This window comes from Nocardioides sp. (assembly GCF_035697785.1).
Taxonomy (GTDB): domain Bacteria; phylum Actinomycetota; class Actinomycetes; order Propionibacteriales; family Nocardioidaceae; genus Nocardioides_B.
Genome location: NZ_DASSCL010000165.1, coordinates 61,721 through 80,192, shown reverse-complemented (window position 1 = coordinate 80,192; position 18,472 = coordinate 61,721). Strand labels below are relative to the sequence as shown.

General features: G+C 72.0%; 21 protein-coding genes. 14 read left to right on the top strand and 7 right to left on the bottom strand.

The genetic code is table 11. The annotated features are described in order from the left end of the window. Positions 1-975, top strand: a 975-nt coding sequence (locus tag VFH10_RS17400) for a metal ABC transporter permease (RefSeq protein ID WP_325130846.1), incomplete at its 5' end; no start/stop codon positions are given. After that, positions 962-1,369: a Fur family transcriptional regulator gene (locus tag VFH10_RS17395; RefSeq protein WP_325130844.1), complete on the top strand. Its 408-nt coding sequence runs from the start codon at positions 962-964 to the stop codon at positions 1,367-1,369. The genes VFH10_RS17400 and VFH10_RS17395, both read left to right, overlap by 14 nt. Positions 1,370-1,477: 108 nt before the next feature. Here the strand turns inward: VFH10_RS17395 and VFH10_RS17390 are convergent, their stop codons facing one another. The 3 genes from VFH10_RS17390 to VFH10_RS17380 are packed head-to-tail and all read right to left on the bottom strand — an operon-like array spanning position 1,478 to position 3,517. After that, a complete protein-coding gene (locus VFH10_RS17390) occupies positions 1,478-1,729 on the bottom strand; it encodes a helix-turn-helix transcriptional regulator (RefSeq protein WP_325130842.1) in 252 nt (83 codons plus the stop codon). A 4-nt stretch (positions 1,730-1,733) separates the two neighbouring features. After that, entirely contained in the window at positions 1,734-2,585 is an 852-nt protein-coding gene (locus VFH10_RS17385) for an ABC transporter permease (RefSeq protein ID WP_325130841.1), read from the bottom strand. Beyond that, a complete protein-coding gene (locus VFH10_RS17380) occupies positions 2,582-3,517 on the bottom strand; it encodes an ABC transporter ATP-binding protein (protein WP_325130840.1) in 936 nt (311 codons plus the stop codon). Before VFH10_RS17380 ends, VFH10_RS17385 begins: the two co-directional genes overlap by 4 nt. Before the next feature lie 181 nt (positions 3,518-3,698). Between VFH10_RS17380 and VFH10_RS17375 the strand changes: the two genes are divergently transcribed. Further along, positions 3,699-3,857 (top strand): hypothetical protein, encoded by a 159-nt coding sequence (locus tag VFH10_RS17375; protein ID WP_325130838.1) that lies wholly within the window; start codon positions 3,699-3,701, stop codon positions 3,855-3,857. A gap of 30 nt (positions 3,858-3,887) precedes the next feature. Here the strand turns inward: VFH10_RS17375 and VFH10_RS17370 are convergent, their stop codons facing one another. After that, complete coding sequence (locus tag VFH10_RS17370) at positions 3,888-4,670, bottom strand: isoprenyl transferase (protein WP_325130837.1); 783 nt, start codon at positions 4,668-4,670, stop codon at positions 3,888-3,890. Positions 4,671-4,735: 65 nt separating this feature from the next. Between VFH10_RS17370 and VFH10_RS17365 the strand changes: the two genes are divergently transcribed. Beyond that, positions 4,736-5,188 carry a MarR family winged helix-turn-helix transcriptional regulator gene (locus tag VFH10_RS17365; RefSeq protein WP_325130836.1) on the top strand — a complete coding sequence of 151 codons (453 nt, stop codon included), beginning with the start codon at positions 4,736-4,738 and terminating at the stop codon, positions 5,186-5,188. A 22-nt stretch (positions 5,189-5,210) separates the two neighbouring features. On the opposite strand, the gene recO is transcribed toward VFH10_RS17365, so the two are convergent. After that, positions 5,211-5,939 (bottom strand): DNA repair protein RecO, encoded by a 729-nt coding sequence (gene recO, locus VFH10_RS17360; RefSeq protein ID WP_325130835.1) that lies wholly within the window; start codon positions 5,937-5,939, stop codon positions 5,211-5,213. Positions 5,940-6,095: 156 nt separating this feature from the next. On the opposite strand from recO, the gene VFH10_RS17355 reads away from it, so the two are divergent. Beyond that, complete coding sequence (locus VFH10_RS17355; protein ID WP_325130834.1) at positions 6,096-6,881, top strand: 3-hydroxybutyrate dehydrogenase; 786 nt, start codon at positions 6,096-6,098, stop codon at positions 6,879-6,881. Between the two features lie 98 nt (positions 6,882-6,979). Further along, entirely contained in the window at positions 6,980-8,935 is a 1,956-nt protein-coding gene (locus tag VFH10_RS17350) for a helix-turn-helix domain-containing protein (protein ID WP_325130832.1), read from the top strand. A gap of 174 nt (positions 8,936-9,109) precedes the next feature. Here VFH10_RS17350 and VFH10_RS17345 read toward each other — a convergent pair whose 3' ends face one another. Then, positions 9,110-9,961: an alpha/beta fold hydrolase gene (locus tag VFH10_RS17345; protein WP_325130830.1), complete on the bottom strand. Its 852-nt coding sequence runs from the start codon at positions 9,959-9,961 to the stop codon at positions 9,110-9,112. A 144-nt stretch (positions 9,962-10,105) separates the two neighbouring features. Here VFH10_RS17345 and VFH10_RS17340 point away from each other — a divergent pair, with 144 nt between their 5' ends. From VFH10_RS17340 to VFH10_RS17325, 4 genes are all read left to right on the top strand, one after another. Next, positions 10,106-10,594 carry a GNAT family N-acetyltransferase gene (locus VFH10_RS17340; RefSeq protein ID WP_325130828.1) on the top strand — a complete coding sequence of 163 codons (489 nt, stop codon included), beginning with the start codon at positions 10,106-10,108 and terminating at the stop codon, positions 10,592-10,594. Positions 10,595-10,663: 69 nt separating this feature from the next. Beyond that, on the top strand, positions 10,664-11,464 hold the full coding sequence (locus VFH10_RS17335) for an MBL fold metallo-hydrolase (RefSeq protein ID WP_325130827.1): 801 nt from the start codon (positions 10,664-10,666) through the stop codon (positions 11,462-11,464). Between the two features lie 77 nt (positions 11,465-11,541). Beyond that, entirely contained in the window at positions 11,542-13,047 is a 1,506-nt protein-coding gene (locus tag VFH10_RS17330) for a GntP family permease (protein ID WP_325130826.1), read from the top strand. Next, complete coding sequence (locus VFH10_RS17325; protein WP_325130825.1) at positions 13,044-13,574, top strand: gluconokinase; 531 nt, start codon at positions 13,044-13,046, stop codon at positions 13,572-13,574. The genes VFH10_RS17330 and VFH10_RS17325 overlap by 4 nt, the downstream gene beginning before the upstream one ends. A gap of 21 nt (positions 13,575-13,595) precedes the next feature. Here VFH10_RS17325 and leuA read toward each other — a convergent pair whose 3' ends face one another. Then, positions 13,596-15,368: a 2-isopropylmalate synthase gene (leuA, locus tag VFH10_RS17320; protein ID WP_325130823.1), complete on the bottom strand. Its 1,773-nt coding sequence runs from the start codon at positions 15,366-15,368 to the stop codon at positions 13,596-13,598. Positions 15,369-15,592: 224 nt separating this feature from the next. Between leuA and VFH10_RS17315 the strand changes: the two genes are divergently transcribed. Genes VFH10_RS17315 through VFH10_RS17300 form a run of 4 tightly spaced genes read left to right on the top strand, consistent with a single transcriptional unit; the run spans position 15,593 to position 18,467 of the window. Further along, positions 15,593-16,570: a GNAT family N-acetyltransferase gene (locus tag VFH10_RS17315; RefSeq protein WP_325130821.1), complete on the top strand. Its 978-nt coding sequence runs from the start codon at positions 15,593-15,595 to the stop codon at positions 16,568-16,570. Then, positions 16,567-17,094, top strand: coding sequence for a flavodoxin family protein (locus VFH10_RS17310; RefSeq protein ID WP_325130819.1), 528 nt, complete (start codon positions 16,567-16,569; stop codon positions 17,092-17,094). Before VFH10_RS17315 ends, VFH10_RS17310 begins: the two co-directional genes overlap by 4 nt. Positions 17,095-17,112: 18 nt before the next feature. Continuing rightward, on the top strand, positions 17,113-17,892 hold the full coding sequence (locus tag VFH10_RS17305) for a septum formation family protein (protein WP_325130817.1): 780 nt from the start codon (positions 17,113-17,115) through the stop codon (positions 17,890-17,892). Continuing rightward, positions 17,889-18,467, top strand: a complete 579-nt coding sequence (locus tag VFH10_RS17300; protein ID WP_325130815.1) for a YdeI/OmpD-associated family protein — start codon at positions 17,889-17,891, stop codon at positions 18,465-18,467. The genes VFH10_RS17305 and VFH10_RS17300 overlap by 4 nt, the downstream gene beginning before the upstream one ends. The last annotated feature ends 5 nt before the right edge of the window (positions 18,468-18,472 follow it).

Sequence of the window (18,472 nt, the reverse complement as noted above, 5' to 3'; positions counted from 1 at the left end):
ATGCAGCGGGCCCTGCTCGCCGCCCTGCTCACCGGGTTGGCCGCGCCCGCGATCGGCACCTTCCTCGTGCAGCGCCGGCTCGCCCTGCTGGGCGACGGCATCGGCCACGTCGCGGTCACCGGGGTCGCCGTCGGCCTCTTCACCGGCACCTCCCCCACCGTGACCGCGGTGGTCGTCGCCGTCCTCGCCTCCGTGGTCATCGAGATCGTGCGCGACCGAGGCACCAGCGGTGACGTCGCCCTCGCGCTGCTGTTCTACGGCGGCATCGCCGGCGGCGTGATGCTCACCGGACTCGCCGACGAGAGCGCCGCGGTGCTGCAGCGCTACCTCTTCGGCTCGATCAGCACCATCTCCGCGGGCGAGGTCTGGATGACCGTCGCCCTTGCCGCGGTCGTACTGCTCGTCGCGGTGGGGTTGTCGCCCCAGCTGTTCGGGGTCGCGCAGGACGAGGAGTTCGCGCGCGTGTCCGGCCTCCGGGTGCGCACCTACAACCTGCTCATCGCGGTGATGGCCGCGGTGACCGTGACGGTCGCGATGCGCACGGTGGGGCTGCTGCTGGTGAGCGCGCTGATGGTGATCCCCGTCGCGACGGCGCAGCAGGTGACCCGCGGGTTCCGGACCACGCTGGTCGCGGCGATGGCGCTCGGCACGCTGGCCTCGCTCGGCGGGGTGCTGGTCTCGGCGTACGTCTCCGTGGCGCCCGGCGCGACCATCGTGCTGCTGGCGCTCGCCTGCTTCGTCGCGGCGTACCCCCTCGGCGTGTGGCTGCGGCACCGCCAGCACGCGCGAATGCCGTTCGACGAGCCGGCCGACGAGCTGGTCGCCGGGGACGGGCACATCGCCGTCCCCGAGGACCACGAGCACCGGCACGGACCCGACTGCGGGCACCGCGCGGTGCGGCACGGGGACCACGTCGACTACGTCCACGACGGCCACCGGCACGCCGTCCACGGGGGTCACTATGACGAGCACTGACCCGAAGCTGCCCGCCGGGACGCGACCCACCCGGCAGCGCCGCGCGGTGGCGGCGGCGATGCAGTCGTTCGACGACTTCCGGTCGGCCCAGGACATCCACGACCTGCTCCGCAAGGCCGGCGAGAACGTCGGCCTCTCCACGGTGTACCGCACCCTGCAGACGCTCGCCGACGGCGGCGAGGTCGACGTGCTGCGCACCGAGGACGGTGAGGCGCTCTACCGCCGGTGCAGCGACCGGCACCACCACCACCTGGTGTGCCGCACCTGCGGCCGCACCGTCGAGGTCGCCGGCCCCACCGTCGAGTCCTGGGCGGACGCGGTCGCCGCCGAGCACGGTTTCGCCGACGTCAGCCACACCCTGGAGATCTTCGGGACCTGCCCGTCGTGCGGGTGAACCGGGCGGCCAATTACCACGGTCCCGTGGTAATCACCCCGTTCCCGCGGCGAGTTCACCACGGGAAGCGGGAGATTCTCAGGGGACCCAGTGAATTGTCCGGCTCGCTCAGGCGCTGTGCGACTGGTCGCTGACCCGCGGGAACGGCGAGGTCGAGAAGACCACCTCGACGGGTACGCCGAAGAACTCGGCGATGCGCAGGGCCAGGTGCAGGCTCGGGTTGTTCTCGCCGCGCTCGAGGTAGCCCACCGTCTGGTAGTGCACGCCCAGCGCGTCGGCCAGTGCACGCCGGCTGACGCCCTGCTCGGCGCGGAGCAGGGCGATCCGGTTGTGGACGGCCTCGCTGACCTGGGGACTCATCGGCTCACTTGACCCACTGCATGGAGGCCTCCCGGGCCGCCTCGACCTGGGATCCGGTCTGCCGCCTCGCCATCCGGCGCAGCACGCGCGGCATGACGAGCGCCCCGACGACCGCCCAGGTGAGCAGCACGACCACCGTCTGCGTCGTACGCCAGGAGCCCCCGATCTCGAGGGACGCGGCGGCCTCCGGCAGGAAGGCCGAGCGCATGCCCAGGCCCATCCAGTACATCGGGAACACCTGGGCCACGACCTGCACCCAGCCCCACAGCTGCTGGACGGGATAGAAGATCCCGGAGATGCCGGCCAGCACCATGACCGGCAGCATCCCCCAGCTGCCGACCTTCTGGACGCCGGGCACCAGCGCCCCGATGGTCATCCCGATCGGCATCGCGGCCAGCATCCCGAGCACCAGCACCCACGCGACGGTCAGCCAGCCGCTCGGATGCGCCATCAGGTTGTCGAACAGCAGGAAGCTCGGCACCAGGATCACCACCATCTGCGGCAGCAGGCTCATGCTCTGGAACAGCAGCTGCCCGCTGACGTACCCGACCATGCCGTGCGGCACGGCGCGGTGCCGCAGCAGCGTGCCGTCCTCCTTCTCCATGGCCAGGGCGTACGCCGGACCGACGATCACGCCGAAGGCGACCAGCGCCCCGAGCAGGCTGGGCAGGGCGACCGCCGCGAACGGCAGCCCCTCGATACCGGTGTCGGCGTCGCGGCGGATCCACAGGTAACCGAGGGTGAGCACGGCCGTGAACAGGTAGAACCACTGGTCCTGGGTGGACCGGATGCTCTGGATGAACTCCGTGCGGCCGCGGCGCAGGCCGATCCGGACGGCGTGGGTCGTGATGCTCATCGGGTCACCTCCGCGAACGTCTCGGCGGCCGCCTCGGCGCGACCGGACTCGTGTTGCTGGACCAGGGTCAGATAGGCGTCCTCGAGGCTGGCCCGGCGTACCTCCAGGTCGCGGACCTCGTCGCCGTACTGTGCGAGGAGGTTGCGCACGAACGCGGTGGCGTCGACCGCGGCGTGCACGAACCGTTCGCCGTCGCGGGTCCACTTGACCTCCGCCTCGCCCGCGACCCGGCGGGACAGCCCCTCGGCGCTGTCGTCGGCGACGATCCGGCCGCCGGCCAGGATCACCACCCGGTCGGCGAGCTTCTCGGCCTCGTCGAGGTCGTGGGTGGTGAGCAGGATCGTGGTGCTCTCCAGGTCGGAGAGCCGGTGCACGAGGTGGTGGAAGTCGCGTCGCGCCTGCGGGTCGAAGCCCGCCGTCGGCTCGTCGAGGAACAGCAGCTCGGGCCGCCCCACGATGCCCATCGCGACGTCCAGCCGGCGGCGCTGGCCACCGGAGAAGGTGCTGATCTTGCGGTCGGCCAGGTCGGTCATGCCGACCACCTCGAGCAGGTCGTCGACGGCCCAGGGGCGCGGTTGCTCCGGGGTGCTGTACGGCTCGTAGTAGGCGCCCAGCTGGGACAGCAGCCGGCGCGGGGTCCAGCGCGGGTGGTCCCGCCACGACTGCAGCACCACGCCGGTGCGGGCCCGCCAGGACTCCCCCGCCGAGGCCGGGTCCTCTCCCAGGATGGAGATCTCGCCGGCGGAGCGGATCCGGAAGCCTTCGAGGATCTCGATGGTGGTGGTCTTGCCGGCCCCGTTGGGACCCAGCAGACAGAGCACCTCGCCCGCATGGATGTCGAAGTCGACCCCGTTCAGCACGTCGTTGTCGCCGTAGCGCATCCGGAGCCCGCGCACCGTGACCACCGGCGCTGCGGAAGGTGTGGGAGTCATGCTACGAATGTAGTAGATGTGCTACATCTCTGCCAGCCCCGGATAGTGCCGGAACCTGACCCATTCGGGGTGGATTCACCCGTTCCGTACCGCTTCGCCCGGGCCCGACGTACCGTCTGAGGTGGGGAGAGGCCGCCCGGCTCCGGGTCGCCTCGAGGGATTGACGGCGCGGGGAGGCGCAATGCTTTACATACTGCTGGGCACGTTCGCCGTGCTCATGTCGCTCGGGGGCGCCTGGGGCGCTCATCGCCGGCTGGCCTCCGCGGCCTGGAACCGCGAGCTCGAGACGGCCTTCGCCGTCGCGGAGCGCCGGGAGATGCCGATGCGGCGGGTGCTCTGACCTGACCGCACGGGCTCGGCAGGCGCTCGGCTACTCCGCGCCGCCGTAGCGACGGTCGCGCCGCGCGTACAGGTCGATCGCGCGCCACAGGTCGCGTCGGTCCACGTCGGGCCAGAGCACGTCGGTGAAGACGAGCTCGGAGTACGCCGCCTGCCAGAGCATGAAGTTGCTCAGCCGCTGCTCCCCCGACGTACGCCAGACCAGGTCCGCGTCGGACTGCTCGGGCACGTACAGGTGCCGCGCGAAGGTCTTCTCGTCCACCTTGTCGGGGTCGAGCCGCCCGTCCGCGACCGCGCGGGCGATAGACCGGGCGGCGTCGGCGACCTCGGCGCGGCCGCCGTAGTTGACGCACATCGTCAGTGTCAGCACGTCGTTGTCTCGGGTCAGCTCCTCGGCGACCCGGAGCTCCTTGATCACCGACTTCCACAGCCGCGGTGCGCGGCCGGCCCAGCGCACGCGCACGCCGAGCTCGTGCATCTCGTCGCGCCGGCGCCGGATCACGTCCCGGTTGAAGCCCATCAGGAAGCGGACCTCGTCGGGGCTCCGCGACCAGTTCTCGGTGGAGAACGCGTACGCCGAGATCGCCTTCACGCCGATCTCGATAGCGCCCTCGACCACGTCGAACAGCGAGTGCTCACCTCGCTCGTGACCCGCGGTACGCGGCAGCCCGCGTTGTTTCGCCCAGCGCCCGTTGCCGTCCATGACGACGGCGACGTGGCGGGGCACCAGGTCGCGAGGGACCGGCGGCGGCGTCGCACCGGAGGGATGCGGGTGCGGGGGCCGGACGGCACGACGCGCCGGAGCTCTGGCCACTTCCCATACCTCCGTTCATCCCCCATGCTCGTGCCATCCCCCAAGGGGTCGAAAGGTCGGACGAGATGGAAGCCGCAGCGATGCAGATCGAGCAGCAGATGACCGTCCTGCTGCGCCGGGTGCAGCGTATCCACCTGATCACCGCCACCGGCGAGGTCCACCTGGACCGCTCGGCGTACGGGATCATGTGTCAGCTCGCCGACGAGGGGCCGCATCGCCTCGGCGCGCTCGCCCAGGCCTTCGGACTGGACCCGTCGACGATCACCCGGCAGGTGCAGGCGCTCGAGGAGGCGCAGCTGGCCGTCCGGCGCACGGACCCGTCGGACCGGCGGGCCTCTCTCCTCGACCTGACCGACGAGGGCCGGCACGCTCTCGAGCAGACCCGCGCGTTCCGGCGCGAGCGGCTGCGGACGGTGCTCACCGAGTGGAGCGCGAGTGAGCGCGAGGACTTCGCGCGGCTGCTCGGGAAGTTCAACCAGTCCGTCGACCAGCTGATGGCGGCCGAGCGCGGCGCCTGACCGGCCCCGCTCCCGCGGTCGGTCAGCGCTCGACGTGGGAGAGCGACTTGAGCCCGCGCTCGAGGTGCCAGGAGAGGTACGCCGCGACCAGGCCGGTCGCCTCCCGGCGGTGGCGCGGGTCGCTGGCCTCCACGATCGGCCAGTCGCCGGCGAGCAGGGCGCCGAGCAGCTCGACCGTCTCGCGCGCCGGGCTGGCCGACCCGGGGACCCGGCAGGTGCTGCACAGCATCCCGCCGGCCGCGGGGCTGAACGCGCGGTGCGGGCCCTCGAGTCCGCAACGGGCGCAGCCCTCGAACGTGGGTGCGTACCCGGCGACCGCGAGGGACCGGAGCAGGAACGAGTCGAGCACCTGGCCGGCCACCCGGCCCTGGTCGCACATGGCCCGCAGCGCCCCGACGAGCAGCAGGAACTGCTGGAGAGCGGGCTCCTTGTCCTCCACGACGAGCCGCTCGGAGGTCTCGAGCATGACGGTACCGGCGGTGTAGCGCTCGTAGTCGGTGCCGACCCGGGCCCCGAACGGGCTGAGGGTCTCGGCCTGGGTGATCACGTCGAGGGAGCGCCCCTCGGCGAGCTGCAGGTCGACGTGCGTGAACGGCTCGAGACGTGACCCGAACCGCGAGGTGGTACGGCGTACCCCCTTCGCGACCGCGCGGACCCGGCCGTGGCTGCGGGTGAGCAGCGTGACGATCCGGTCGGCCTCACCCAGCTTCTGGGTGCGCAGCACGATCGCCTCGTCACGGTAGAGCCCCACAGCATCATTCTCCCCCGCGCAGCCCGGGTCCGGTGACCGCCCCGCCGCGCCACCCCGGGCCCGAGGGCGACATGTGGCCGATCGCTATGGAACCGCGCCGGAGTGTGGGGAGCTCGACCGTGGGTGACGACGCGGACCGCTGGGTACCTTCACCGCATGGCTGCCCCTATCGCACGGCCCGCACCCACCGCAGCACCCCTCGACCTGGCCGGCCGCCGCGCGCTCGTCACCGGCGGGGCGAGCGGCATCGGCCGCGCGGTCGCCCTCCGGCTGGCCGCGGCGGGCGCGCACGTGCTCGTGGTCGACCTCGACCCCGAGGGCGCCAAGACCGTCGCCGAGGAGGCCGGCGGGGAGCCGGTGGTCGCCGACCTGTCGAACCCGGACTTCCTCGACACGCTCCCGGCCGACCTCGACGTGGTGGTCAACAACGCCGGTTTCCAGCACGTCGCGCCGGTCGAGGAGTTCGACCGGAGCACGTTCTCGGCGATCCTCACGGTGATGCTCGAGGCCCCGTTCTGGCTCACCTCGCACGCGCTGCCGCACATGTACGCGCGCGGCTGGGGTCGGATCGTGAACATCTCCTCGGTGCACGGGCTGGTCGCGTCGCCGTACAAGGCCGCCTACGTCTCCGCCAAGCACGGGCTGCAGGGCCTCACCAAGGTGACGGCGCTGGAGGGCGCGGAGCACGGCGTCACCGCCAACTGCGTCAACCCCGGATATGTCCGTACGCCGCTGGTGGAGAACCAGATCGCCGACCAGGCGAAGGTGCGCGGCATCTCCGAGAGCGAGGTGCTCGAGGACGTGATCCTGGAGCGGGCCGCGCTCAAGCGGCTGCTCGAGCCCGACGAGGTCGCGGAGATGGTGGCCTACCTGTGCTCGCCGGCGGCCTCGGCGATCACCGGCACGTCGATGGTGATGGACGGCGGGTGGACGGCGCACTGAGCGGCGCGCGGTTCGTCCCCGGCGGCGCGACGGCCGTCTCCGTCCACGGGAGTGGGCCGCGGTCACCCCGCAGCATCCGCGGGGAGACAATCGGCGCCATGTGGACCGACTACCTCGAGCTGCTCGCGCGCGACGCCGCCGCCGTCGAGTACGAAGCGCCGGTCCTCACCGCCCGTGCGAACGGCGAGCCGGCCGACGTTATCGAGCAGCTCGAGCGGGGCAAGCGGCTCGCGCTGCAGGTCCGCGAGAGCCTTCTGACCCAGCGTCGGCGCGAGGACGAGCTGACCGCGCTCTACGACACGGCGTACGACCTGGCCCGGCTCTCCGACCTCGACTCGGTGCTGGCCGCGATCGTGCACCGGGCCAGGCAGCTGCTGCGGACCGACGTCGCCTACCTGACCATGAACGACGCCGACCGCGGCGACACCTACATGCGGGTCACCGACGGCTGCACGTCGGCGCGGTTCCAGCAGGTGCGGTTGGGCATGGGCGAGGGACTCGGCGGGCTGGTGGCTGAGAGCGCGATGCCGTACTCGACGGCCAGCTACTTCGACGACCCGCGCTTCAACCACACCGGGAGCATCGACGGGGCCGTGTCGGAGGAGGGCCTGGTCGCCATCCTCGGCGTACCGCTGCAGCTCGGCTCGACGGTGATCGGCGTGCTCTACGCCGCGAACCGCAACGAGCGCCCGTTCTCGCGCTCCGAGGTCGCCCTGCTCAGCTCGCTCGCGGCGCACGCGGCCGCCGCCATCGACAAGGCCCGGTTGCTCGACGAGACCCGGGTCGCGCTCGAGGAGCTGCGGTCGGTGCACCTGCTGCTGCAGGACCGCACCCGCAGCGTGGAGCGGGCCGCCGACGCGCACGACCGGATGGCGCAGGCCGTGCTGCACGGCGGCGGCGTCGAGCAGATCGGGGCGGCCCTCGTCGAGGTGCTCGGCGGCCGGCTGCTGGTGCTCGACGAGGAGGGCCGACAGCTCGAGGCGATCGGCGACCCGGATCGCCCCGACCCCGAGGCACTGGAGAAGGCGGTCGCGGCCTCGGTCGGGACCGGGCGGGTGACGGCCGTGCCCGGCGACGGCACGTCCTGGGCGGTGGCGGGGATCACCGTCGAGCACCAGGTGTTCGGGGCGCTCGTGCTGCAGCGCGACGCGCCGTTGGACGACGCCGACCAGCGGATCATCGAGCGGGCCGCGGTCGTGACCGCGCTGCTGATGCTGAGTCTGCGGTCGGGCATCGAGGCCGAAAACCGGGTGCGCGGCGAGCTCGTCGACGACCTGCTCCGCTCCGACAGCGGCCACGACCCGGACACGCTGGTCGACCGGGCCCGGCGGCTGGGCACCGACCTGACCAGGCCGCAGTGCGTGTACGTCGTCGCCCTCGACGGCGCCGACCGGCGTCGCGGCGCGAGCGCGGTGGACCACATCGCGTCGGTGCGACGCGGGCTCGGCGGCGCGTTCGAGGGGCGGCTCGCGCTGGTGCTGCCGGCCGCCCCGGACCGCGACGAGGGCGGCCGTGGCGCCGGGACCGATGCCGGGACCGGCACCGGCTGCGGGCCTGACGCCGGGCCGGACGCCGTCGCCCGCCGGCTCGCGGAGGAGCTCGGGGCCGCGCTCGCCCACCCGGTCACCGTCGGCGGTGCCGGCCCGGTGTTCTCGGTGGAGGAGCTCGCCGCCGCCCACGACGAGGCGGTGCGTTGCGTGACCGCCCTGCGATCACTCGGTCGGTCCGGCCAGGGGGCGTCGCTGGCCGAGCTCGGCTTCGTCGGCCTCGTGCTCGGCGACGAGCCCGACGTACCCGGTTTCGTGACCGCGTCTCTGGGGCCGCTGCTGGAGTACGACCAGCGGCGCGGGACCGACCTGATCGGGACGCTGCAGGCCTACTTCGACGCCGGCGGCAACCTGGCCCGCACCCGCGAGGTACTGCACGTGCACGTCAACACCGTCGCGCAGCGGCTCGACCGGGTGGGCAAGCTGATCGGCGACGACTGGCAGGATCCCGAGCGGCAGCTGGAGCTCCAGGTGGCGCTGCGGCTGCACCGGATCTCTCGCGGGTGAAGGCGTCGGGGGGGCCAATTACCACGGTCCCGTGGTAATTGGCCGCTGGCACGGGCGCACCGAGGGCCGCGCGGGCGCTCCCCCAGGCGATCTGCCTCTTCCCCTGGCGAGTTCACTGCGGGAAGGGGTGGATTACCACGGTCCCGTGGTATTTGGCCGCCACCGCCCCGCCCCTCACGACCCGGTACGACGCCGGGGCGAGCTCTCGTCCCAGCACTGCTCCACGAAGCCGACGGCCTCCTGGTCGAGGCGGGCCGGCCGGAAGCGCCACTCGAGGATGCCCCTGGCCTCCAGGAACCGGGCGTTGGGCATCTCCTCGGCGAGCATCGCGGCGTCGGCGGCGGGGTGGATCGGGTCCCGGGGGTGACCGACGACGAGGGCGGGCGCCTCGATCTGCTTGCGACGTCGGCTCGGCGGCGCGATCCGGCCGAAGAACAGCCCGTGGATCATCGCCGCCATCGGAGCCGGCTGCTGGTTCAGCGTGTCGAGGACGATCCCGGTCCAAAACGGCACCAGGCCGCGCGGCACCGCGCGACTCACCGCCCGCACCGCGGACACCGACAGCGGCATGAACCGCGCCGCGAACATCAGCGGCCCGAACGTGATCAGGCCGGCCTCGAGGGCGTTGTCGAGCACCGGCATCTCGATCAGCAAACCGCGGACGCGTTCGGGCGCCACGTCGGCGACCTCGAGCGAAACGTTGGCGCCGAGCGACGTACCGCCGATGACGGCCTGGTCGGCGCCGAGGTGGTCCAGCAGCAGCACCACCTGCTCGCCGAACGCGGTCAGCGAGTACTCCTTCGGGTCCGTCGGCCGGTCGGAGCGGCCGTGCCCGAGCAGGTCGACGGTGACGACGTGGAAGCCCTCGGCCGCGATCGCGCGGGCCAACGGCTGGTGCATCCGGCGCGGCATCAGCTGACCGTGCACGAGCACGACCCATCGGTCGCCCGCGCCGTACTCGGTGTACTCGAGCCGGTCGTGACCGACGAAGAACTGACCGACCCGCTCGGACACCAGCACCGCCATCGGGGGCACCTCCTTCGACCTTGACCGCATGTTACCCGCGGGTCACCACCGCGCCGGGCATCCACCCGAAATCGACGTGCGAGCGAGTCGCACCGGCTGACATGCTCGACCGATGATCGGCACCACCAGCGTCGCGACCGCGCCATGACCGACACGAGCACTGTCATCGTCCGGTTCGCCGGGCCGGAGGACTGGGAGACCTGGCGCGACCTGCGGCTCCGCGCGCTGCAGGACACCCCGAGCGCGTTCGGCTCGACCTACGAGCGCGAGGTCGGGTACGACCGATCAAGGTGGGTCGAGCGGCTCGCTAACCCGGACGGCGTGAGCGTGCTGGCTTGGATCCGTGACACGGCCGTGGGGATGGGTGCCGGGTTCCAGGACCTGCCCGCCTTCCTGCACGTGGTGGCGATGTGGACCGACCCGGCGTACCGCAGCCGGGGCGTGGGCTCCGCCGTCCTCACCGCCATCGAGCGTTGGGCCGGCGAGCGCGGGCTGCGCCTGCACATCGAGGTCAACGTCGCGAACGCCGGCGCCCGAGCGCTCTACGAGCGGGCCGGGTACGCCGGCACCGGCGAGGTCCGGCCGCTGCGGGACGGCTCCGACGAACGCATCGAGCGGATGGTGCACGGCTGACGGGTCCGCCCGGTCCGGGCGCCCGCCGCGGCCCTTGACGCATCAACGAGCGAGGATCATCGTCGGCTCATGGGTACGCCGTCGCTGCGCCTGGTCGACCGTCGATGGTTCCTCACGCAGACCGGACGCGGCGTGCTCGGGATCGCGGTGCTCGGGCTCGCGGCGTGCAGCGACTCCGGGTCGAACGGTGGCGCAGCGACTTCGGACGCCACACAGGAGCCGAGCGACACGACCGCGCCCGACAGCCCGTCCGACGCGCCCGAGGAGTCCGGGGCGTCCGCCGGCGGGCTCGAGTGGTCGCGCGTCGACCTCGGCTTCGTCTCGGCGTACGTGCTGGTCCGCGGGCGAGAGGCGGCCGTCGTCGACACCGGGGTCGGCGGCAGCGCCGACGCGATCGGCGCCGTGCTCGACGAGGCGGGACCGGGCTGGGCCGGGGTCAGGCACGTGGTGCTCACCCACAAGCACCCCGACCACGCGGGCAGCGTGGGCGACGTCCTGACCGAGGCGACCGACGCCACCGGGTACGTCGGACGGGCGGACCTGCCCGAGGTCGACGCACCCCGCGCGCTCCAGGTGCTCGAGGACGGCGACGACGTGCTCGGCCTGCGGATCGTCGCGACGCCGGGACACACCGCCGGCCACCTGGCCGTGTTCGACGAGGACACCGGGGTGCTGGTCGCAGGAGACGCGCTCAACAACGACGGGCAGCTGAGCGGCTCCAACCCGCAGTTCACCGAGGACGGCACCGCCGCGGCCGAGTCGGTCCGGGTGCTGGCCGGGCTCGCGCCGCGGACGATCCTGGTCGGGCACGGACCTCCGGTCGTCGACGGCGCGGCGGACGCCCTGCGCCAGCTGGCCGCCTCGCTCTGACGCGGAGGGTTGCCGGAGCCCGCTTGGGGGCACGATCGACGCGAGCCCTGTGACCATCTCTTGCTTGGGAGATCTCCGTGGAAGCCATCGAACCGGTCTACGGCACCGGCGTGCTGCTGCTCATCGCGGCCGCGGCTGTCGCCCTGCTGCTGTTCCTCATCATGAAGGTGCGCCTGCACGCGTTCATCGCGCTCGTCCTGGTCAGCCTGCTGACGGCGGTCGCCGCGGGCATCCCGCTGATCGACGTACCCACCGCCCTGCTCGACGGCTTCGGCAGCACCCTCGCGGCCGTCGCGCTGCTGGTCGGGTTCGGCGTGATGATCGGCCGGCTCCTGGAGGTGACCGGCGGCGCTCAGGTGCTGGCCGACACCCTGGTGAGCCGGTTCGGTGAGCACCGGGCCCCGTTCGCACTCGGTGTGGCCGCCCTGCTGTTCGGCTTCCCGATCTTCTTCGACGCCGGCCTGGTCGTGTTTCTGCCGATCATCCTCACCGTGGCCCGTCGCTTCGGCGGCTCGGTGCTCTACTACGCGCTGCCCGCCGCAGGCGGCTTCGCGGCGATGCACGCGATGGTGCCGCCGCACCCCGGCCCGGTCGCGGCCGGTGCCGTGCTCGGTGGCGACATCGGAGTGATCCTGCTGGTCGGCGTGCCGGTGGCGGTGGTCTCCTGGTACCTCGGCGTCTACCTCGTGTCGCGCGTGATCGCCGCCCGGGTCTACGTGCCCATTCCCGACATGCTGTTCGGCGAGATGAACGGCGGTCGCGAGATCGCGCCGGACGGCGCCCGCTCCGACGCCGACGACCACCCGGGCTCCTCCGGTGGTTCCGGCCCGGCCGGCGGCGAAGACGCTCCGGGCAAGACCCCGGCTGGCGGTGGCACCACCACCCTGGCCCGCACCGCCCCGCCGTTCCCGACCGTGCTGGGCGTGCTCCTGATCCCGCTCGTGCTCATCTCGTTCAACACCGTGCTCACCACGCTGGTCGAGAGCGGTGTGCTGGCGGAGGAGCAGACCTGGGTCGAGCTGCTGCAGCTGGTCGGCAACACGTTCGTGGCGCTGCTGATCACGCTGCTGGTCGCCATCGTCGTGCTCGGCCGACGGATCGGGTCCGCCGGGGAGACCATGGACCTCCTCGACCAGGCTCTCGCGCCGGTCTGCTCGATCATCCTGATCACCGGCGCCGGCGGAATGTTCGGCGGCGTGCTGCGCACCAGCGGGATCGGCGAGGCGCTCACCTCGTCGCTGTCCGACCTCGGCCTGCCGCTGATCCTGCAGGCGTTCCTGATCGCGACCGCGCTCCGGGTGGCCCAGGGTTCGGCGACGGTTGCGCTCACCACGACGGCCGGGTTGATCGCCAGTCAGGCCAACGGACTCGGCGACGTGCAGATCGCCCTGCTGGTGATGGCGATCGCCGCGGGCGCCACCGTGCTCTCCCACGTGAACGACTCCGGCTTCTGGCTGGTCAGCCGCTTCTTCGGGATGGATGAGAAGACCACCCTGAAGACCTGGACCGTCATGGAGACCACGCTCGGCGTCACGGCCTTCGTGCTGGCGCTCGTCCTGTGGCCGATCGCGGGAGCCCTGTGACCTCGCCCCACCACCTGGTCGTGATGGGGGTCTCCGGCACCGGCAAGACCACCGTGGGCGAGGCGCTCGCCGACCGGCTCGGGCTGAAGTTCATCGAGGGCGACGACATGCACCCGCCGGCCAACATCGCGAAGATGTCGTCGGGGACACCGCTCGACGACGACGACCGGCGCCCGTGGCTGGAGATCCTGGGCTCGTTGCTGGCCAGCCACCACGCCGCAGGCGTCTCGTCGGTGCTCACCTGCTCGGCCCTCAAGCGCGCGTATCGAGACATCCTGCGCGCCGACGTCCCGGCCGGCTCGGTGGTGTTCGTGCACCTCGCGGCGCCGTTCGACGTGCTGCGGGAGCGCATGGAGTCCCGCGAGCACTTCATGCCTGCGTCGCTGCTGCAGTCGCAGTTCGACACGCTCGAGCCGCTCGGGTCGGACGAGCCGGGCGAGGTCTTCGACGTGACCCCGCCCGCCGACGAGGTGGTGGCCGCCGTACAACGATTCGTCTGCGACCTGCCCGCGGAAAACACCCCATAGACCGCAGACGGATCTCGACGGTTACGACCGGTTGACGGCCGAGACCACGGCCTTCAGCGACGCGGTCACGATGTTGGCGTCCAGCCCGACGCCCCAGAGGATCTGGTCGCCGACGGCGCACTCGACGTACGCCGCGGCGATGGCGTCGCCGCCGGACGAGAGCGCGTGCTCGTGGTAGTCGAGCACCCGGATGTCGGAGCGGTCGTCGAACATCGGGTTGCCCTTGGCGCGCTCGTCGTCGGCCAGCGAGTTCAGCGCGTCGACGAACGCCGCGATCGGCCCGTTGCCGGTGCCGTCGAGGGTGCGTGCCTCGCCGTCGACGTACACCCTCACGGTGAGCGCGTCCTTCTCGCCGGCGGCCGACGAGGTGTGCACCGAGTTCAGCCTCAGCGGCGCCTCCCGGTCGAGGTACTCGGCCTTGAACGACTCCCAGATCGCCTCCGGCGACATCTCGCCGCCCTCGTCGTCGGTGTGCCGCTGGACGGCGCGGCTGAACTCGATCTGCAGCCGGCGCGGCAGGTCGAGCTTGTGGTCGGCCTTCAGGATGTAGGCGACGCCGCCCTTGCCGGACTGGCTGTTCACCCGGATGACCGCCTCGTAGGTGCGGCCGACGTCCTTGGGGTCGATCGGCAGGTACGGCGCCTCCCAGGGCACGTCCTCGACCGGCTTGCCGAGCTCGGTCGCGGTCTCCTCGAGCGCCTCGAGGCCCTTCTTGATCGCGTCCTGGTGGGAACCCGAGAACGCTGTGTAGACCAGGTCGCCCGCGTAGGGGTGGCGCGGATGGACCGGCAGCTGGGTGCAGTACTCCACCGTGCGCCGGATCTCGTCGATGCCCTGGCCACCCAGGGTGAAGTCGATCTGCGGGTCGATGCCCTGGCTGAACAGGTTCATGCCCAGCGTGACCAGGCAGACGTTGCCGGTGCGCTCGCCGTGCCCGAACAGACAGCCCTCCACCCGGTCGGCCCCGGCCATCATCGCCAGCTCGGTCGCCGCGACCGCCGAGCCCCGGTCGTTGTGCGGGTGCAGCGACACGACCGTGTGCTCGCGGCGGGTCAGCTGGCGGGAGAACCACTCGATCTGGTCGGCGTAGACGTTGGGCGTGGACATCTCCACGGTGGCCGGCAGGTTGAGGATGATCTCGCGGTCGTCGTCGGGCTGCCACACGTCGGAGACTGCCTCGCAGACGTCGACGGAGAACGGCAGCTCGGTGCCGGTGAAGATCTCCGGGGAGTACTCGTAGCCGATGACGGTCTTGTCGAGGTAGGAGTCGCTGAACTTCATCACCATCTCGGTGCCGCGCACCGCGATGTTGCGGATCTCCTCCTTGCCGGCGTGGAAAACCACGCGGCGGAACAACGGCGCGAGCGCGTTGTAGAGGTGGATGTTGGCCCGGGGTACGCCGATCAGCGACTGAACGCTGCGCTCGATCAGGTCCTCGCGGGCCTGGGTCAGCACCGAGATCGTCACGTCGTCGGGGATCTTGTCCTGCTCGATGAGCTGTCGGACGAAGTTGAAGTCGGTTTCGGACGCCGAGGGGAAGCCGACCTCGATCTCCTTGTAGCCCATCCGGACCAGGAGTTCGAACATCTTCATCTTGCGGGCCGGCGACATCGGGTCGATCAGGGCCTGGTTGCCGTCTCGCAGGTCCGTCGACAGCCAGCGCGGCGCCCGGGTGACGGTCTTGGAGGGCCAGGTGCGGTCGGGGAGGTCGACGGTCGGGAAGGCGCGGTAGCGGTGGAACGGCATCCCGCTGGTCTTCTGCTGGTTGCGCGGGTCCGGGGATGTGCTGGTCATGAAGTCCTCGCTGGGGGTGTACGGCGGGCGCCGGGTGCTGCCAACAGGCCGACTCCGCAACGAGGGGTCCGGCTGTCAGACCTCGTTGCGGCACCCAAGGAGGAGCCCCTCGACGGGGCTCGGGAACCGGTTGCGCGCGCTCATAACGCCTCCACCATAACCACCGTGGCCCGCACGTGCGACCGCGATCCACGACCTGGAACGTCTTGGGAAAGGATGGGGGCATGCGCATCGAACGGGTGGACCCGCCTGACCTCGACCTGGACGTCGCCGAGGAGATCGCCGAGCTGCGGCGTACCGCCCTGGCCGACGTCGACGTGCAGCAGTACACCGGGCCGGCCCTGCTGCTCTCCGTCACCGTCGGGGACGGCGAGCCCGCGGACCAGCAGGTCCTGCTCGCCCGCGACGGCGACCGGCTGGTCGGCTGGGCGTGGACCACCGAGCCACGGCGGGAGTACACCGACACCGTCTTCGTCGCCGGGTGCGTGGCCCCCGACCGGCAGCGCCAGGGGATCGGCCGGGCCCTGCTCGAGGAGCTGGTGCGGGGCACCGAGCGGACCCGGCTGCGCACCCGCGCGTGGGAGGGGACCTCGGGGACGGCCGTCCTCACGGCCTGGGGGTTCCGGAGCACGCACACCCACGCTGTACGCCGGCTCCGCCTCGACGAGCCGGACCCGGCGTGGCCCGGGCTGCGCCGTGAGGCCGAGGCGGCGGCCGCCGACTACGAGCTGGTCCGCCGGGCGGGGCCGACCCCGGAGGCCGACCTGCCGGAGATGGTGGCGCTGCGCGAGGCGATCAACGACGCCCCTGACGCCCTCGAGTACGAGGCGTACCCGCCCGACCGGATCGCGACGTACGAACGGGCCCTGGAGAAGCGACGGCAGACCCAGTACGCCGTCGTCGCCCGGCGCCGCGGCACCGGCGAGCCGGCCGGCATCACGCTGTGCGACGTCGACGAGTTCAACCCGTCCGTGGCGCACCAGGAGGACACGTCGGTGGTGCGGGCGCACCGCGGGCACCGCCTCGGGCTGCTGCTGAAGCTGGAGATGATCGACTGGCTGCGCGAGGAGCGGCCGGAGGTCACCGCCACCGAGACCTGGAACGACGTCACGAACCACCACATGATCGCCGTCAACGAGCGGCTCGGCATGCGTGCCGTCGCCCGGAGCACCGCCTACAGCCGCCCCGTGAGGTCGTCATGACGACGGAGCGACACGAGCCCCTGACGCCTCGGCGGCTGCTCGTGGTGCACCACTCCCCCACCCGCGGCGTGCGGGCGCTGACCGAGGCGGTGCTCGACGGCGCGAACGACGACTCGATCGTGGGGGTCGACGTGGTGGCGCGTCCGGCCCTGGAGGCCACCGCCGACGACGTGCTCGCAGCCGACGGCTACCTGCTCGGCACGCCCGCCAACTTCGGCTACATGAGCGGTGCGCTCAAGCACTTCTTCGACAGCACGTTCCTGCAGGTCGGCGGGTCGCTGTCCGACGACGGCTCCGCCGGCACCGGCGACGAGAGCGGCCGCACGCACGGGCGGCCGTTCGGTCTCTACGTGCACGGCCGCTACGACACCGAGGGGGCGGTGCGCTCGGTCACCACGATCGTCGGCGCCCTCGGGTGGCGGCAGTCCGCGGAAGTGCTGGCGGTGCTCGGTGACGTGACGGAGGAGCACCTCGCGGCGGCGTACGAGCTCGGCGGTACCCTGGCGGCGCTGCTCTCCCCCTGAGAAACGTCGAGGTCCCTATTGCTCCGCCGCGTCCCCCTGGTCGCCCTGCTGCTCGCGCTCGGCGCCTGCACGGCGGCCGGCGTCGGTGAGGACGCACCGGTGTCCACCGAGCCGCCCGCGAACGGCGCGTGCCGGATGCTGACGCCGGAGGACATCCAGCAGACCAGCGACGACACCGCACCCGTCGACTGCGCCCAGAAGCACACCGCGCAGACGTTCGCGGTCGGCGAGTTCCCCGACGACGTCGCGGGCGCCGACATCGACGACCCCGCGCTGGGCGCCCACGTGTTCACCGAGTGCGAGAAGAAGTTCCGCAGGTTCCTCGGCGGCGACGAGAGCCTGGTGATGCGGACCACCGTGACCTGGGCCTGGTTCCGGCCGTCCGCCGAGGCCTGGGACGCCGGCGCCCGGTGGTGGCGGTGCGACGTGGTGGGAGGCGGCGAGGAGTCCACCTCCCTGGTCACGCTGCCGGAGACCGCCGAGGGCATCCTGCTCGGCGAGCCCGACGACCGCTGGCTGGTCTGCGTCAAGGGCCCCACGGTCGCGGACTCGGTGAAGATCCCGTGCAGCGAGGACCACGACTGGCGGGCGGTCACCACGATCGTGCTCGGCGACGAGGACGAGAAGTACCCGGGTGACCGGGTGGTCGCGGTCCGCACCCGCGACTTCTGCTCCGACTCGGTCGGGGCGTGGATGAACTACCCCGTCGACTACGACTACGGCTTCACGTGGTTCCACAAGGCCGAGTGGGAGGCGGGCAACCGTCGCTCGATCTGCTGGGCGAAGACCGACCAGTGACCGCGCAGGACGACGCGGAGCGGCTCGAGGCGCTCACGCTCGACGACTGGTCCGGCTGGCTCGCGGCGCACCACGCCGAGAGCACCGGCGTGTGGCTGGTGACGGCCAAGCGCTCCACCGGCCGCCAGCCGTTCGACTACGAGGCGGCGGTCTGCGAGGCGCTTCGCTACGGCTGGATCGACGCCGTGCAGAAGACGCTCGACGAGGAGCGCAGCATGCAGTGGTACGCGCCGCGCCGCCCGACCAGCGGCTGGTCCCGGCCCAACAAGGTGCGCATCGAGCGGCTCGAGCGGGAGGGGCGCATGGAGCCCGCCGGCCGTGCGGTGATCGAGGCCGCGAAGGCCAACGGCACCTGGACCCTGCTCGACGCGGTCGAAGACCTCGTCGTCCCCGACGACCTGGCCGCCGCGTTCGATGCGCATCCCGGGTCGCGCGAGCACTGGGAGGCGTTCCCGCCGTCGGCGCGCAAGCAGATGCTGGCCTGGATCGTGACCGCCAAGCAGCCCGCCACCCGTGGCCGGCGCGTGCAGCAGACCGCGGCCAAGGCCGCCGAAGGGATCCGCGCGCACACGTAGGGCCG